The 15,113-nt window shown below is 62.7% G+C and carries 15 protein-coding genes; 9 read left to right on the forward strand and 6 right to left on the reverse strand.

The genetic code is table 11. From position 1 onward, the window contains the following. The first annotated feature begins 64 nt into the window (after positions 1–64). From C4K38_RS29220 to C4K38_RS29255, 8 genes are all read left to right on the forward strand, one after another. Positions 65–859: a carbon-nitrogen hydrolase family protein gene (locus C4K38_RS29220; protein WP_053281163.1), complete on the forward strand. Its 795-nt coding sequence runs from the start codon at positions 65–67 to the stop codon at positions 857–859. Positions 860–907: 48 nt separating this feature from the next. Beyond that, positions 908–3,373, forward strand: a complete 2,466-nt coding sequence (gene pqqF / locus C4K38_RS29225; RefSeq protein ID WP_053281164.1) for a pyrroloquinoline quinone biosynthesis protein PqqF — start codon at positions 908–910, stop codon at positions 3,371–3,373. Positions 3,374–3,529: 156 nt separating this feature from the next. Continuing rightward, positions 3,530–3,604 carry a pyrroloquinoline quinone precursor peptide PqqA gene (pqqA, locus tag C4K38_RS29230; RefSeq protein WP_009045898.1) on the forward strand — a complete coding sequence of 25 codons (75 nt, stop codon included), beginning with the start codon at positions 3,530–3,532 and terminating at the stop codon, positions 3,602–3,604. A gap of 71 nt (positions 3,605–3,675) precedes the next feature. After that, a complete protein-coding gene (pqqB, locus tag C4K38_RS29235) occupies positions 3,676–4,587 on the forward strand; it encodes a pyrroloquinoline quinone biosynthesis protein PqqB (protein ID WP_053281165.1) in 912 nt (303 codons plus the stop codon). A gap of 122 nt (positions 4,588–4,709) precedes the next feature. Continuing rightward, a complete protein-coding gene (gene pqqC / locus C4K38_RS29240; RefSeq protein WP_053281166.1) occupies positions 4,710–5,462 on the forward strand; it encodes a pyrroloquinoline-quinone synthase PqqC in 753 nt (250 codons plus the stop codon). Next, positions 5,459–5,734 carry a pyrroloquinoline quinone biosynthesis peptide chaperone PqqD gene (pqqD, locus tag C4K38_RS29245; RefSeq protein WP_025807331.1) on the forward strand — a complete coding sequence of 92 codons (276 nt, stop codon included), beginning with the start codon at positions 5,459–5,461 and terminating at the stop codon, positions 5,732–5,734. The genes pqqC and pqqD overlap by 4 nt, the downstream gene beginning before the upstream one ends. After that, a complete protein-coding gene (gene pqqE, locus C4K38_RS29250) occupies positions 5,706–6,878 on the forward strand; it encodes a pyrroloquinoline quinone biosynthesis protein PqqE (RefSeq protein WP_023969150.1) in 1,173 nt (390 codons plus the stop codon). Before pqqD ends, pqqE begins: the two co-directional genes overlap by 29 nt. Beyond that, positions 6,844–8,685, forward strand: a complete 1,842-nt coding sequence (locus C4K38_RS29255) for a S9 family peptidase (RefSeq protein ID WP_053281167.1) — start codon at positions 6,844–6,846, stop codon at positions 8,683–8,685. The genes pqqE and C4K38_RS29255 overlap by 35 nt, the downstream gene beginning before the upstream one ends. Positions 8,686–8,736: 51 nt before the next feature. On the opposite strand, the gene C4K38_RS29260 is transcribed toward C4K38_RS29255, so the two are convergent. The 5 genes from C4K38_RS29260 to C4K38_RS29280 all read right to left on the reverse strand — a co-directional run bounded on the left by C4K38_RS29260 (position 8,737) and on the right by C4K38_RS29280 (position 11,952). Further along, entirely contained in the window at positions 8,737–8,895 is a 159-nt protein-coding gene (locus C4K38_RS29260; RefSeq protein WP_003228885.1) for a YqaE/Pmp3 family membrane protein, read from the reverse strand. 132 nt (positions 8,896–9,027) lie between these two features. Further along, positions 9,028–9,348 (reverse strand): helix-turn-helix domain-containing protein, encoded by a 321-nt coding sequence (locus C4K38_RS29265; protein WP_007926083.1) that lies wholly within the window; start codon positions 9,346–9,348, stop codon positions 9,028–9,030. Next, on the reverse strand, positions 9,326–9,697 hold the full coding sequence (locus C4K38_RS29270) for a type II toxin-antitoxin system RelE/ParE family toxin (protein WP_053281168.1): 372 nt from the start codon (positions 9,695–9,697) through the stop codon (positions 9,326–9,328). The genes C4K38_RS29265 and C4K38_RS29270 overlap by 23 nt, the downstream gene beginning before the upstream one ends. Before the next feature lie 276 nt (positions 9,698–9,973). Then, positions 9,974–11,257, reverse strand: coding sequence for an aspartate aminotransferase family protein (locus C4K38_RS29275; protein WP_053281169.1), 1,284 nt, complete (start codon positions 11,255–11,257; stop codon positions 9,974–9,976). Further along, a complete protein-coding gene (locus tag C4K38_RS29280) occupies positions 11,254–11,952 on the reverse strand; it encodes an MOSC domain-containing protein (protein WP_053281170.1) in 699 nt (232 codons plus the stop codon). The genes C4K38_RS29275 and C4K38_RS29280 overlap by 4 nt, the downstream gene beginning before the upstream one ends. Positions 11,953–12,054: 102 nt before the next feature. Between C4K38_RS29280 and C4K38_RS29285 the strand changes: the two genes are divergently transcribed. Next, positions 12,055–12,984, forward strand: a complete 930-nt coding sequence (locus tag C4K38_RS29285; RefSeq protein WP_053281171.1) for a LysR family transcriptional regulator — start codon at positions 12,055–12,057, stop codon at positions 12,982–12,984. A gap of 236 nt (positions 12,985–13,220) precedes the next feature. Here the strand turns inward: C4K38_RS29285 and C4K38_RS29290 are convergent, their stop codons facing one another. Beyond that, positions 13,221–14,999: an acyl-CoA dehydrogenase C-terminal domain-containing protein gene (locus C4K38_RS29290; RefSeq protein WP_053281172.1), complete on the reverse strand. Its 1,779-nt coding sequence runs from the start codon at positions 14,997–14,999 to the stop codon at positions 13,221–13,223. Positions 15,000–15,113: the final 114 nt, after the last annotated feature.

The following is a 15,113-nucleotide window of genomic DNA, read 5'->3' on the forward strand; positions in this document are numbered from 1 at the left end:
TGGCCTTTGAGCAGCCCGTGGCAACGGCTACAGTGACAGTCCAGCGCACAGAGGAGTCATCACCATGCGTGTAGCGCTTTATCAATGTGCCCCACAACCGTTGGATGTCGCCGGCAACCTGCAACGCCTGCAGAAAGTCGCCGTGGAAGCTTCCGGCGCCGACCTGCTGGTGCTGCCGGAGATGTTCCTCAGCGGCTACAACATCGGCGTAGAGGCCGTGGGCGCCCTGGCCGAGGCCCAGGATGGCGCGTCGGCGCAATACATCGCCAACGTCGCCCAGTCGGCGGGTATCGCGATCCTATATGGCTACCCGGAACGGGCCGACGACGGCCAGATCTATAACGCCGTGCAACTGATCGACAGCAACGGCCAACGCCTGTGCAACTACCGCAAGACCCACCTGTTCGGCGATCTCGACCGCTCGATGTTCAGCGCCGGCCCGGACGATTTCCCCCTGGTGGAGCTCAATGGCTGGAAGCTCGGTTTCCTGATCTGCTACGACATCGAGTTTCCGGAGAACGCCAGGCGCCTGGCACTGGCCGGGGCCGAGCTGATTCTGGTGCCCACCGCCAACATGCTGCCTTACGACTTCATCGCCGATGTCACCGTGCGTTCGCGCGCCTTCGAAAACCAATGTTATGTGGCCTACGCCAACTACTGCGGCCACGAAGACGAGATCCACTACTGTGGCCAGAGCAGCATTGCCGCCCCCGACGGCCAGCGGATTGCCCTCGCTGGGCTGGATGAGGCCCTGATAGCCGGCACCCTGGACCGTCAGTTGATGCTCGACTCCCGCGCCGCCAACCGCTACTTCCATGACCGTCGCCCGGAGCTTTACGACGACCTGAACAAGCGCTGATCCGGGGTTATCCGCTAGCATGGGCGCTTCACTGTTCTGGAAGTGCTCATGCCCGCGCTGAACCACCCTCTGCCTCATCAAGAAACCCTGGCCAACGGCCTGCGGGTTTCACTGCACCACGTCCCTCGATTGAAGCGCTGCGCGGCGGCCCTGCGGGTCTCGGCCGGCAGTCACGACGTACCACTGGCCTGGCCCGGGCTGGCGCACTTTCTCGAACACCTGCTGTTTCTCGGCACCGAGCGCTTTCCCGCGGAACAGGGCCTGATGGCCTATGTGCAACGCCACGGCGGCCAAGTGAACGCCAGCACCGGCGAACGCCACACCGACTTTTTCTTCGAACTGCCCCCTGCGGATTTCGCCGCCGGGCTGGAGCGCCTGGCCGACATGCTCGCCCACCCGCGCATGAGCCAGGAAGACCAGCTGCGCGAGCGCGAGGTGCTGCACGCAGAGTTCATCGCCTGGTCGCGGGATGCCGCGGCGCAACAGCAGTTCGCCTTGCTCGACGGGCTGTCCGCGGAGCACCCGCTGCGGGCATTCCACGCTGGCAATCGCTACAGTCTCAAGGTGCCGCGCCCGGCGTTTCAACAGGCGTTGCAGGCCTTCTATCAGGCTCACTACCACAGCGGGCAAATGACCCTGAGCCTGGCTGGCCCACAATCCTTGGAGGAGCTGAAGGCCTTGGCACAAGGTTTTGGCGCCGCCCTCGCCACCGGTAAAGCGCATCCGCAAGACGCCCCCGTGCCCTTGCTGACATCTGCGCAGCCGCATTATCAGCAGTTCGAAGGGAACCACCTGAACCTGCTGTTCGCCTGCGAGCAACTGCCCACGGCCGCCCGCGAAGCGCTGGACTTTCTCTGCACCTGGCTGGCCTCCGGCAAACCCGGCGGACTGCTGGCCACGCTCAAGGAGCGCAAGCTGGTCGAAGGGCTGAAGGCCGCGCCGCTGTATCAGTTTGCCGGTCAGGCGTTGCTGCATGTCCAGTTCGACTTGACCGAGCAAGGCGCCCAACAACCGGAACAGGTGAGTGAGTGGCTCTTCGATTGGCTGGCCTTTTTCAGCAGCCAGGACGACTGGCCGGCCTTGCGTGACGAGTACGCCCTGCTGCAACAGCGCAAGCGCCAGGTGGCCAGCGCACTGGCATTGGCAAGACTGAACAACGAGCAGTTTGAACCGCAGTTATCCGACTGCGGCGTCACAGCCCTCAAGGCCCTGCTGTCGCAACTTCAACCCCCGCAGGCAGCCAGCAGCGATATCAGCTGGCAACTGCCTGCGCCCAATCCTTTCCTGCGCAGCTCGGCGCCAACCGCCCAGGCCGGCCTGATTCGCGGGCAGACCAGCGCCCACCGCGGCTTGCGGACCTTTGCCCAGGACCGCTTGCGCCAACGTCGCGAATCATCGGCCATGACTTTCAGCCAGCCCCTCGCCGATGACTCCGGCGAGGCCGCCCTGTACTTGCGCTGGCGCCTGCAAAGCGTATTGCCACAGGAGCTGCGCAGCCGCTTGCAAAGCCACCTGCGCAACCTGCGGGACGACGGACTTCAGGCGGGTGTCGAATTATCCTTCGGTGTCTCGGGCAACCAGTGTCTGTTGACGCTGAAAGGGCTTCCCGAACCGATGCCGGCCATGCTCCAGCAGGCTCTGCTGGAACTGAGCCAACCTGGCGTGGAGTTCTGGCAGATACCCCCAGCTGCTCCCCTACCGCTGCTGCCGATCCGCCAATTGCTCCAGGAACTGCCCGAGCGCTGCCTGGACATACCCACCTCCGAGGAGTTGCGTCCTCTGGATGAGCAAAACTGGCAAGCACTGTGGGATGACGCCCACTGGGATGGCCTGGCCATCGGCCTGGCCCATGCCCAAAGCGCGATCGGCATGGCATTGAGCAAAGCCCCGGGGACCGCCGACAGCCAGCTTTCAGCGCCGCCCTCGATAGCCGCGCAGCAGCACTGGCATGAGATCGCAACCGGCTCCGGCGAGCAGGCCCTGCTGCTGTTTTGCCCGGCACCGGACACCACCCTTCAGCAGGAAGCCAGCTGGCGGCTGCTGGGGCAACTTGGCCAGATGCCGTTCTATCAGCGCCTGCGGGTCGAGTTACAACTGGGCTATGCGGTGTTCAGCGGCGTACGGCAGATCAACGGCCAGACCGGCCTGCTGTTCGGCGTGCAGTCGCCCAGCGCTTCGCTGAGCGAGATCCTCGAGCATATCCGGGCGTTCCTGACGCAGTTGCCCGAGTTGATCGAGGCACTGGATGACGCCTCCCTGGACGACTTGAAAGCTAACCTGGCCGCCCAGTTCGATGCCCGTGCGTTGCCCGTGGCGCAACTGGCCGAACTGCTCTGGCAGGGGCGACTGGCTGGCCATCCGTCGGATTACCTGGAGCAATTGCAACAGGAGATTATGGCGGCCACCCAGCCACAGCTGTTGCTCGCGGCCGAACAATTGCAGCAGGCGCAAGGCGGCTGGCACTGTCTGGCCAACGGTGCCTGCCTGGGCGAACCCTGGCGAGCGGCAAAATGATCATTACCCTGGCTGCAACGAGCTTTCTTCAACAAATGCGGTCATTCCCCAGGGGGAATTTAGTAAGATAGCCCCCTAAGCATCTGAACATCTCCGGTTGGAGGTGGACTATATGTATAGATCTCAACCGCCCCACCCACCTGAAGGAGCACCTCTATGTCCTGGTCCAAACCTGCTTACACCGACCTGCGTATCGGCTTTGAAGTCACCATGTACTTCGCCAGCCGTTGATTGCTCGCGCAGTGCAACGCCTCGGCTCGCCGGGGCGTTTTTATTTTCAGCTTTAACCTGATGGAGCGGCCATGTTTGTCCAGATTCTAGGTTCCGCCGCCGGTGGCGGTTTTCCGCAGTGGAACTGCAACTGCGCGAACTGCGCGGGCTTTCGCGACGGCAGCCTGCGGGCAAAGGCTCGCACCCAATCGTCCATCGCCATTTCCGATGACGGCGTGAACTGGGTCCTGTGCAACGCCTCGCCGGACATCCGCGCCCAGCTCCAGAGCTTCGCCCCGATGCAACCGGGCCGCGCCCTGCGCGACACCGGGATCAGCGCGATCATCCTGATGGACAGTCAGATCGACCACACCACCGGCCTGCTCAGCCTGCGCGAAGGCTGCCCGCATCAGGTCTGGTGCACCGACATGGTCCATGAAGACCTCAGCAGCGGCTTCCCGCTGTTCACCATGCTCACCCACTGGAACGGCGGGCTGAACTGGAACCGCATCGAACTCGACCAGAGCTTCACCATCCCGGCCTGCCCGAACTTGCGTTTCAGTCCGCTGCCGTTGCGCAGCGCCGCACCGCCCTATTCGCCCCATCGCTTCGACCCGCACCCGGGCGATAACATCGGCCTGATCGTCGAAGACCTGCGCACCGGCGGCAAGCTGTTCTACGCCCCGGGGCTGGGCAAGGTCGACGCAGCGCTGCTGGAAATCATGAGCGGTAGCGACTGCCTGCTGGTGGACGGCACCCTGTGGGAAGACGACGAAATGCAGCGCCGCGGCGTCGGTACCCGGACCGGGCGGGAAATGGGCCACCTGGCGCAGAACGGCCCCGGCGGCATGCTGGAAGTGCTGGAGCAGTTGCCAGAGCAGCGCAAGATTCTTATCCACATCAACAACACTAACCCGATCCTCGACGAGGATTCCGCCGAACGCGCGGAGCTGGCGCGGCGTAACGTTGAAGTGGCTTACGACGGCATGAGTATCGAGCTGTAACCACAGGAGCTATCGCGGGCAAGCCTCGCTCCTACAGACAGCGCTACCTGTAGGAGCGAGGCTTGCCCGCGATGAGGCCCGATCAGGCAACACTATCCACGGTTGTTCCCCGGAGAACCGCAATGACTGACACAGCAATGTCCCCCGCCGAATTCGAGCAGGCCCTGCGGGCCAAGGGCGCCTATTACCACATCCACCATCCGTACCACGTGGCGATGTACGAAGGCCGGGCGACCCGCGAGCAGATCCAGGGCTGGGTCGCCAACCGCTTCTACTACCAGGTGAACATCCCGCTCAAGGATGCCGCGATCCTCGCCAACTGCCCGGATCGGGAAATTCGTCGCGAGTGGATTCAGCGCCTGCTGGACCACGACGGCGCCCCCGGCGAAGACGGTGGCATCGAGGCCTGGTTGCGCCTGGGGCAAGCGGTCGGTCTCGACCCGGACCAACTGCGCTCGCAAGAGCTGGTGCTGCCGGGCGTGCGTTTCGCCGTCGACGCCTACGTCAACTTCGCCCGCCGCGCCAGCTGGCAAGAAGCCGCCAGCAGCTCGCTGACCGAGCTGTTCGCGCCGCAGATCCACCAGTCGCGTCTCGACAGCTGGCCCCAGCATTACCCGTGGATCGACCCGACCGGCTATGAATACTTCCGCACCCGCCTGGGCCAGGCGCGGCGCGATGTCGAGCACGGTCTGGCGATCACCCTGCAGCACTACACCACCCGCGCCGGGCAGGAGCGCATGCTGGAAATTCTCCAGTTCAAACTGGACATCCTTTGGAGCATGCTCGACGCCATGAGCATGGCCTACGAACTCAATCGCCCGCCGTACCACAGCGTCACCGCACAACGGGTCTGGCATAAAGGAATCACCCTATGAGCTTCGATCGCAGCAAGACCCCGACCTGGCGCCCCGGCTACCGCTTCCAGTACGAACCGGCGCAGAAAGGCCATGTACTGCTCTACCCTGAAGGCATGATCAAGCTCAACGAGAGCGCTGCACTGATCGGCGGATTGATCGATGGCGAGCGGGATGTCGCGGCGATCATCAAGGAGCTGGAGATCCAGTTCCCCGGCGTGCCCGAACTCGGTGACGACATCGAGCAATTCATGGAGGTCGCCCGTGCACAGCACTGGATCGAACTTGGCTGATTCGCCAGCGCCGATACCGCCCAAGCCGGAAGTCGGCCTGCCGCTGTGGCTGCTGGCCGAGCTGACGTACCGCTGCCCGCTGCAATGCCCGTACTGCTCCAACCCGCTGGATTTCGCCGAGCAGGGCAAGGAGCTGAGCACCGAGCAGTGGCTCAAGGTGTTTCGCGAAGCCCGGGAAATGGGCGCCGCGCAGCTGGGCTTTTCCGGTGGCGAGCCACTGGTGCGCCAGGACCTCGCCGAGCTGATCGGCGAGGCGCGCAAGCTGGGGTTCTACACCAACCTGATTACCTCGGGCATTGGCCTGACCGAGCAGAAAATCAGCGACTTCAAGAAGGCCGGGCTCGATCACATCCAGATCAGCTTCCAGGCCAGCGACGAGCAGGTGAACAACCTGCTGGCCGGCTCGAAAAAAGCCTTCGCCCAGAAGCTGGAAATGGCCCGGGCGGTGAAAGCCCACGGCTACCCGATGGTGCTGAACTTCGTCACCCATCGGCACAACATCGACCGGATCGACCGCATCATCGAACTGTGCATCGCCCTGGAAGCCGACTTCGTCGAGCTCGCCACCTGCCAGTTCTACGGCTGGGCCCAGCTCAACCGCGTCGGCCTGTTGCCAACCAAGGAACAACTGGTACGCGCCGAACGCATCACCAACGAATACCGCGCCAGGCTGGAAGCCGAAGGGCATCCGTGCAAACTGATTTTCGTCACCCCGGATTACTACGAGGAACGCCCGAAAGCCTGCATGAATGGCTGGGGCAGCATCTTCCTCACCGTCACGCCGGACGGCACCGCCCTGCCCTGCCACGGCGCCCGGCAGATGCCCGTGCAGTTCCCCAATGTGCGCGACCACAGCATGCAACACATCTGGTACGACTCCTTCGGCTTCAACCGCTTCCGTGGCTACGACTGGATGCCCGAGCCGTGCCGCTCCTGCGATGAAAAGGAAAAGGACTTCGGCGGCTGCCGCTGCCAGGCCTTCATGCTCACGGGCGACGCCAGCAATGCCGACCCGGTGTGCAGCAAGTCGCACCATCACGGCGTGATCCTCAAGGCCCGCGAAGAAGCCGAGCACGCCACCCAGACCATCGAGCAACTGGCCTTCCGTAATGAACGAAATTCGCGCCTCATCGCCAAAGGCTGAATCTTTCAGCGCCGCCCAAGCCGTCGCCGCCGGCATCGATTTCGCCGAGCTGCGGCTCGGCGCCAACGGCCTGTTCTGGAACGAATACCGCCCCGAAGATGCCGCCTGCCGGATCTGGCACTGGCGCGACAACCAGGCCCGCTGCCTGACACCGCAAGGTTTCAGCGTGCGCAGCCGGGTCTACGAATATGGCGGCGGCGCCTTTTGCCTGAGCGATGACGGGCTGGCGTTCGTCAACGAAGCGGATCAGCAGCTCTACCGACAGTCGCTGCAAGGCGAAACACCGGTAGCCCTGACCTCTGGCGAGTGCCGTTATGGCGACCTGCAGTTCGCCGCCGGCCAGGTGCTGGCGGTGGAAGAACACAACAACCAGCATCGTCTGGTGAGCATCGACCTGGGTAACGGCAAACGCCAACTGCTGGCCGAAGGGGCGGACTTCTACGCCGCTCCCACCTTGAGTCCGGACGGCCAACACCTGGCCTGGATCGAATGGGATCGACCGCATCAGCCCTGGACCTCGACCCGCCTGATGATCGCCGAGCGCCTGGCCAATGGCCGTTGGGATGACCCACAGAGCCTGGCTGGCGACAGTGCAGAAGAGTCGCTGCAACAACCACGCTTCGATGAAACCGGCCGCCTGTATTGCCTGACCGACCGCGCCGGGTTCTGGCAACCCTGGGGTGAAACGCCCAACGGCCTGCAAGCGCTGCCTTGCGCCGCTGCCGATCACGCCCCGGCACCCTGGCAGTTGGGTGGCTGCACCTGGCTGCCACTGGGTGGCGACAGCTGGCTCGGCACCTGGACGCAAGGTGGTTTTGGCCGTCTGGGGCTGCATTTGGCCAAAGGTTCACAACAGGACTTCAGCGGCGACTACAGCCGCTTCCGCAACCTGGCGCTGGATGAACGGTTTATCTACTGCATCGCGGCGTCACCTGTCAGTCCGTCCGCGGTAATCGCTATTGATCGCCAGTTGCAGCAGGTCACGGTCCTGGCAGGCGGTGTGGCGCCCCTGCCGCCCGAACAGATCAGCCGTCCGCAAACCCTGCGCTACCCCAGCGGCCAGGGCGAAGCCCACGGCTTTTTCTACCCAGCCATGAGCGATGACGCCCGACCGCCACTGGTGGTGTTCATCCACGGCGGCCCGACTTCAGCCTGCTATCCGATACTCGACCCGCGCATCCAGTACTGGGCGCAGCGGGGGTTCGCCGTGGCCGACCTGAACTATCGCGGCAGCACCGGCTATGGTCGCGAGTACCGACAGGCCCTGTACCTGAGCTGGGGCGAGGTGGATGTACAGGACGCCTGCGCGGTGGTTGCGTATCTGGCCCGACAAGGCCTGATCGATGGCGACCAGGCTTTCATTCGCGGTGGCAGTGCCGGCGGCTACACCACCCTTTGCACGCTGGCCTTTGCCGATGTGTTCCGTGCCGGTGCCAGCCTGTATGGCGTCAGCGACCCGATCGCCCTGGGGCGAGCCACCCACAAGTTCGAAGGCGACTACCTGGACTGGCTGATCGGCGACCCCGAACAGGATGCCGAACGCTACAAGGCCCGCACCCCGCTGTTGCATGCCGGCAATATCCGCGTACCGGTGATTTTCTTCCAGGGCGAACTCGACGCCGTGGTGGTGCCCCAGCAGACCCGGGACATGCTCGAGGCCCTGCAGGACAACGGCATTGCGGCCGAAGCACACTATTACCCGGATGAACGCCATGGCTTTCGCAAGGCCGCCAATCAGGCCCACGCCCTGGAACAGGAATGGCTGTTTTATCGACGGGTAATGGAACAGACGGGCACACCGCAATAGTCTGCGCCCTGGGGAGACAAGCCTGCTCCTGTGCAGGAGCAGGCGTCAGGCTCAGCGCTTGGCGATGATGTACACCGCATGCACGATGCCCGGGATGTAGCCGCACAGGGTCAGCAGGATATTCAGCCAGAACGCACCGCCGAACCCCACTTGCAGAAACACTCCCAATGGCGGCAACAGAATGGCAATGATGATGCGGATAAAATCCATGGGGCAACTCCTGATAGAAATCGACTCGTACGAGCCTCACAGCTAGTCGACCCATGGCGTTCGGCGGGGTTCAGTCGATTCTGGCCAAGGGCCGGTTTTTATCGCCAGGCTAGCCGGCGTCTCAGTACTGGCTCACGCCAGTATTTCCAGGCCATGTTTTTGCACGATGCTCAGCAGCTTGAGCGCCATGCCGCTCGGGTGTTTCTCACCGGACTCCCACTGCTTCACCGTGGACGCACTGGTGTTCAGATAGCGGGCAAAGACCGGTTGGCTGACGTTGCTACGCTCGCGCAGCAGCTTGATCTGCTCCGCGGGAATATTCGCCGGGACGGGCGCGATACAGGCCTCATCGAACTGGCGCATGGTGGTTTTGCCAATGGCGCCGATGGCGTGCAGGGCACTGGCCGACTCGTGTATCGATTCGAGGGCTTCAGTCTTGAATGGCTTGCTCATGTCTGATCTCCACAAACGCTTTCATCTCGAGTAGCTGCTGGATCTGCCAGCCATCCAGCCCTTCGTAAGCCTTGGCCAGCGCGCGGAACGCCTGCAGCTCCTGATGGCTGATATTGCTCTGGTCCTGCTTGGCGAACAGAAACTGGAACACCCAGTAACGCCGGCCTCTGGCCAGGACGATCGAACGATGGCGGTTGGCGTTCAGGCGTTTTTTCCAGACCCCACCCCCCAGATCATCAGCCTGGCCACGGCATAACTCGCTAAATGCGGCCAGCAACTCGTCGTCATGGATCAAGGCTTTTTTCGCCGCGACAGCAAAACCTTTGGTTTTGAACAACCTGATGGTCATGGCTTCCTTTCCAAAAAAACATACCACTCAGTGGTATATATATTCAACCCAAGCTGCCCGGTGGTCTTACATCCATGCAGCCCCACCGTCCTGGCGGATGAGCCTAAGGAGCCCTCCCAGGATGATGGCCTTCAAGACCTGATGGCGGTTTTGCAAAAGCCCGAGACAAAAAAACGCCCCGTGCGAAAAATCGGACACGGGGCGATGCGTTATACCGCGAGACGGTTCGGAAATTCTGTCAGGGCAAGATCGGACATGGCGGGATCAGGGCCGGCTTCAAACCACCAGCCCCTTGCGGCATTGCAGCTGCGCGGTGCGTACTCGCGAAAAGGCCCGCGCCAGACGCAGCAGCATTTCGTCGATATTGGCCTTGCTCACCGTCAGCGCCGGGGTGAATCGCAGGCTGTCCGGTTGTGTCGCGGCCAGCACCAGCCCCTCGTAGCGGGCTGCCTTGACCACGGCCTCGGCCGAGTCGTCGGCCAGCCTCAGGCCCCAGAACAAGCCATGCCCGCGCAATTCTCCCTGGGCATAACGGTTAGCCAGGCGGGCCAGCCCTTCGCGCAAGTACTGGCCGTTGTCCCGCACATGCTCGAGAAAGCTGTTGTCCAGCACACTATCGAGCACCGCCAGGCCCGCGGCGGTCATCAGGGCATTGCCATGATGGGTACCGTTCAGCTCTCCCACCTCGAAGCAACAGGCCTTGCCCCGGGCCAGCAAGGCCGCCAAAGGCACGCCACCGCCAAGGCCTTTGCCCAGGGCAACAATGTCGGCGCGCACGCCGTAGACCTGTTCAGCCAGCAAGGTGCCGCAGCGGCCGATGCCGGTCTGTACTTCATCCAGGATCAGCAGGATGCCCAGCTCGCGACACAGGCGTTCGACCCCCTTGAGGTAATGCTCGGTCGCCGGAATCACCCCGGCCTCGCCCTGGATCGGCTCGAGCATGATCGCCACGGTCTGCGCGTCCACCGCAGCATGCAAAGCCGGCAGGTCGTTGAAAGGGACATGGCTGAAACCCGCCAACTGTGGCTCGAAGCGATTGGCGATGTTCGTGCTTGCCGACGCCGACATTGCCGCGAAGCTGCGACCGTGACAGCTACCGCTGGCGGTGATGATCTTCGAGGCGCCGCCGCGATGCAGCTGGCCCCATTTACGGGCCAGCTTGATCGCCGCCTCGCAGGCTTCGCTGCCACTGCTCAGCAGATAGGCCTGGTCGCTGCCGGTGCTGCGGCACAAGCGCTCGCTGAGGTTGAGCATGCCACGGTTGTAAAAGCCCGAGCCGGGGTTGATCAGCGACTGGGCTTGGGCCGTCAGCGCCTTGACCAGCGCCGAGGGGCTATGGCCAAGGCTGTTGGCGGCGTTGCCCTGGACGAAGTCGAGGTAGGCGCGGTCATCGCTGTCCCACAGCCATGAGCCCTGGCCGCGTACAAATACTGGATGGGGTCGCTGGACGCTGGGCATCAGGCACTCACTGGAAAGGTTGTCGCTCGTCGGCGACAGGCTGGGCTCGGCCGCAAGATCATCAAGGCTCGGCTGAGGGCGACGCAGGCTGAACAGGTTCATGCGCTCAACCCCTCCAGCGGCAGGCCCAGCAGGCGCGACGACCAATCCTCGACCAGGCCGGTGCGCATGCGCTTGATCGCGATGTCGCGCCAACGCGACGCCAGTGCCGGACAGTCCACCAGTTTCTTCAAGCCCGCATGCTCCAGAGGTTCTCGATAAAAACAGCGCAGGGCCCAGGCCACGGTCAGGCCCGGATAGCTGCGCTGGATCAGCTCGAAGGGCTGATCGGCACTGACGAAGCCGGGTTTGAGCACCCGGTAGAACCAACCGCAGCGACCATTGTTTTGTGCCTGTTGTGGCAGCTCGGGGATGCCCCAGCGGTGGCTCAGGCGATAACAGGGCGAACGCGGCTGACTGACCTGCAGCAGCGCGCCACCCCAGCGGAACATATCGCCCAGGCAGACCTGCTCTTCGGTCAGGCCGTGGGTAGACAGGTTTTCGCCAAAGGCCGGGGCGCACCAGTCGATCTGTGGATAACGCTTGCGCCAGTAGCGGTAGTGCTCGGCGGGGTAATGGTGCAGTGCCCGCTCCGGGCCGGTATGAAAGCGCGGGTCGCCGTGTTCGTCGCTGCCCAGACCCTGCGGCCATAACCAGAGTCGGTTTGCAACCGGACGTTTGTCCGTATCACTGATCAAACCCTGTCCGAGGTTTTTTGCCTTGCCTATGTAAACACCATCCACGTAAACGGTATTCATCGCACCTTCTGGCCCTATAAGCCCTGTGAATAGGGGTTAGACTAGGCTTCTGTGACATATCGGGCCATTTCGATTTTCCAGCTTTTTCGATAAGCAGAACTTATGGATTTTAAACAACTGCGTTATTTCGTCGCGGTGTATGAAGAAGGTCACGTGGGACGCGCCGCCGAGCGCCTGTCGATCTCCCAGCCCGCGCTCTCGCAACAGATCCGTCAGATGGAACAGAACCTCGACGTCAGCCTGTTCGAGCGCAGCAGCAAGCGCCTGTTGCCGACCCTGGCGGCCCATACCCTGTACAACCATGCCCTGCCCTTGCTCGACGGTATGCAGCGGGCTCGCGAAGCCTTGGGTAACTTCAAGGGCCAGGCCCTGCGCACGCTGGCGATCGGTGTGCTGCAAACCGTGCACAGCAGCCTGGTGCCGCAAATGCTCGAGCGGGTGCGCAAGGCCCAGCCACATCTGGTGGTGCAGATCTATGAACTGACCGGCCTGGAAATCGAGCGGCGCCTGCTCAATGGCTCGTTGGATATCGGTATCAGTTATCTGCCGCCGCGCCAGCCAGGGTTGCACGGTGTGCAGCTCTACGAGGATGAGTTGACCCTGGTGATTCCCGCCGAACATCCCCTGCGCGAATTCAAGAAAGTCTCCATGAGCCAGGCTGCGGAGCTGCCTATGCTGTTGCTGGGCGAGGAGTTCCAGATACGCCAGATCTGGCAGGCGCAACTGGCCAATCTCGGACGCCGGCCACAGGTGCAGGCAGAACTGAACAATATGGCGGGGATTCTCGACAGCCTGCCCAACACCCGCCTGGCGACGGTCCTGCCGGGGCGCTCGCGTCAGACCCACAGCCATACGGACCTGCTATGGAAACCGCTGAGCGAACCGAGGGTGCCCTTGAAAGTGGGGTTGGTATGTCGTGATGTGCAGCGTCAGCAGGCAACCCTGGAGTTGCTGCGAACCTTGCTGGAAGAAGAGATGAGCGGCCCGGACGGGCGGATGACAGGCCCGACGACGCTGGAAGGGCTAGGCTGAGCAGCGCAGATAAAAAACGCGGGCAAAAGAAAACCCCGCCGAAGCGGGGCTTTGCAGACTGTTTCCCTGACATCCTTTTCACTCCACCATCCTGGCGGAATCCTACGTGTCCGTGTTATTGCTTTGCGCTTCCTGCGCGACGTCCATGTGAAGTAGATTAGCTCTGGATCCAATCTGCCGATATGGGTGATTAGCAGCACGTCATGTAAGAGAATGCTTACATGATGCCCATGTACTCAGAACTGCGCCGCATCCAGCAGGAACAGTGATTCGCTACCGGCCTTCACCGATGCGCTCAGCGAGTGAATACGCGGCAGCAGACGGGCGAAGTAGAAGCGCGCGGTACCCAGCTTGCTGGCGTAGAAATCGTCTTGCGACTCCTTGCCCAGCGCGGCTTTCGCCATCAACGCCCACATGTAGGCGTAAGCCGTGTATCCGAACGCTTGCAGGTATTCGACCGAGGCCGCGCCGATTTCGTTCGGATTGGTCTTGGCCCGATCCAGCAGCCAGGCAGTCAGTTCGTCGAGGTTATCCAGTGCGTCGTTCAATGGCTTGGTGAACTCGGCCAGATCGGCGCTGGCGGTCGTGGTGAAATGGCGAATCTCGTCCATGAACAGCTTGTAGAACGCCCCGCCGCTGCCGACGATCTTGCGCCCGACCAGGTCCAGCGCCTGGATGCCGTTGGTGCCTTCATAGATCTGCGTAATGCGCACATCGCGCACCAGCTGCTCCTGGCCCCACTCGCGGATGTAGCCGTGGCCACCGAAGATCTGCTGACCGTGAACCGTGGTTTCCAACCCCAGATCGGTGAGGAAGGCCTTGGCCACCGGCGTCAGCAGGGCCACCAGATCTTCCGCGCGCTTACGTACCACCGCGTCTTCGCTGAACTTGGCGGTATCCAACTGCATGGCCACATAGGTGGAGAACGCGCGACCACCTTCGTTCGCGGCTTTCATGGTCAGCAGCATGCGCCGCACGTCGGGGTGCACGATGATCGGGTCGGCGACCTTGTCCTTGGCTTGCGGGCCAGTTGGTGAGCGGCTTTGCAGGCGATCGCGGGCGTATTCCACGGCGTTCTGGTAGGAACGCTCGCCCGAGGCCAGGCCTTGGATGCCGACGCCCAGACGCTCGTAGTTCATCATGGTGAACATTGCCGCCAGGCCTTTGTTCGGCTCGCCGACGATATAACCGACGGCTTCGTCGAAGTTCATCACGCAGGTGGCCGAGGCCTGGATGCCCATCTTGTGTTCGATCGAACCGCAATTCGCCGGGTTGCGCGCCCCCAGGCTGCCGTCGGCGTTGACCAGGAACTTCGGCACCAGGAACAGCGAAATGCCCTTCGGTCCCGCCGGTGCGTCCGGCAGCTTGGCCAGCACCAGGTGGATGATGTTCTCGGTCAGGTCATGCTCACCGCCGGTGATGAAGATCTTGGTGCCGCTGACCTTGTAGGAGCCATCGGCCTGCGGTTCGGCCTTGGTGCGGATGATCCCCAGGTCGGTGCCGGCATGGGGCTCGGTGAGGCACATGGAGCCGGCCCAGACGCCCGCATACATGTTCGGCAGGTAGGCCGCCTTCAATTCTTCGCTGGCGTGGGCGTTGATCGACAGGCAGGCGCCCGCGGTCAGCATCGGATAGAGGCCGAACGACAGGCTGGCCGAGTTGACCATTTCCTCGACCTGGGCCGATACCGCCTTGGGCATGCCCATGCCGCCGTAGGTCGGATCGCCACCGACGCCGACCCAGCCGCCTTCGGCATAAGTCTGATAGGCCTGTGGAAAACCTGCGGGCGTGGTGACCGCACCGTCGCTCCAGTGACAGCCCTCTTCATCCGCGCCGCGGCTCAGCGGGGCGACACTTTTGCCGGTGACTTTGCCGGCTTCCTCAAGAATCGCTTCGACGGTTTCAGCGTCGACAGTGTCGGCCAGAGCAGGCAGTTCGGCCCAGAGTTTGGCGACCTCGAAAACTTCATTGAGGACGAAGCGCATATCGCGCAGGGGCGCTTTGTAGTCAGCCATGGCAAACCTCGCAAGATCTAAACAAGTGGACCCGAACGGCCCCATTTACGAAAGCTCGAGTGTACCCGAACAACTTTTGCGACACATAGGGTCAACTCGTGACTTTTATGTAAT

Source organism: Pseudomonas chlororaphis subsp. piscium (assembly GCF_003850345.1).
Classification (GTDB): Bacteria; Pseudomonadota; Gammaproteobacteria; order Pseudomonadales; family Pseudomonadaceae; genus Aquipseudomonas; species Aquipseudomonas piscium.

Bases quoted from the DNA above. Each gene is read 5' to 3' on its own strand.
- C4K38_RS29220 (WP_053281163.1), top strand. From the start codon at position 65: ATGCGTGTAGCGCTTTATCAATGTGCCCCACAACCGTTGGATGTCGCC.
- pqqF (WP_053281164.1), top strand. From the start codon at position 908: ATGCCCGCGCTGAACCACCCTCTGCCTCATCAAGAAACCCTGGCCAAC.
- pqqB (WP_053281165.1), top strand. From the start codon at position 3,676: ATGTTTGTCCAGATTCTAGGTTCCGCCGCCGGTGGCGGTTTTCCGCAG.
- pqqC (WP_053281166.1), top strand. From the start codon at position 4,710: ATGACTGACACAGCAATGTCCCCCGCCGAATTCGAGCAGGCCCTGCGG.
- pqqD (WP_025807331.1), top strand. From the start codon at position 5,459: ATGAGCTTCGATCGCAGCAAGACCCCGACCTGGCGCCCCGGCTACCGC.
- C4K38_RS29255 (WP_053281167.1), top strand. From the start codon at position 6,844: ATGAACGAAATTCGCGCCTCATCGCCAAAGGCTGAATCTTTCAGCGCC.
- C4K38_RS29260 (WP_003228885.1), bottom strand. From the start codon at position 8,895: ATGGATTTTATCCGCATCATCATTGCCATTCTGTTGCCGCCATTGGGA.
- C4K38_RS29265 (WP_007926083.1), bottom strand. From the start codon at position 9,348: ATGAGCAAGCCATTCAAGACTGAAGCCCTCGAATCGATACACGAGTCG.
- C4K38_RS29270 (WP_053281168.1), bottom strand. From the start codon at position 9,697: ATGACCATCAGGTTGTTCAAAACCAAAGGTTTTGCTGTCGCGGCGAAA.
- C4K38_RS29275 (WP_053281169.1), bottom strand. From the start codon at position 11,257: ATGAACCTGTTCAGCCTGCGTCGCCCTCAGCCGAGCCTTGATGATCTT.
- C4K38_RS29280 (WP_053281170.1), bottom strand. From the start codon at position 11,952: ATGAATACCGTTTACGTGGATGGTGTTTACATAGGCAAGGCAAAAAAC.
- C4K38_RS29285 (WP_053281171.1), top strand. From the start codon at position 12,055: ATGGATTTTAAACAACTGCGTTATTTCGTCGCGGTGTATGAAGAAGGT.
- C4K38_RS29290 (WP_053281172.1), bottom strand. From the start codon at position 14,999: ATGGCTGACTACAAAGCGCCCCTGCGCGATATGCGCTTCGTCCTCAAT.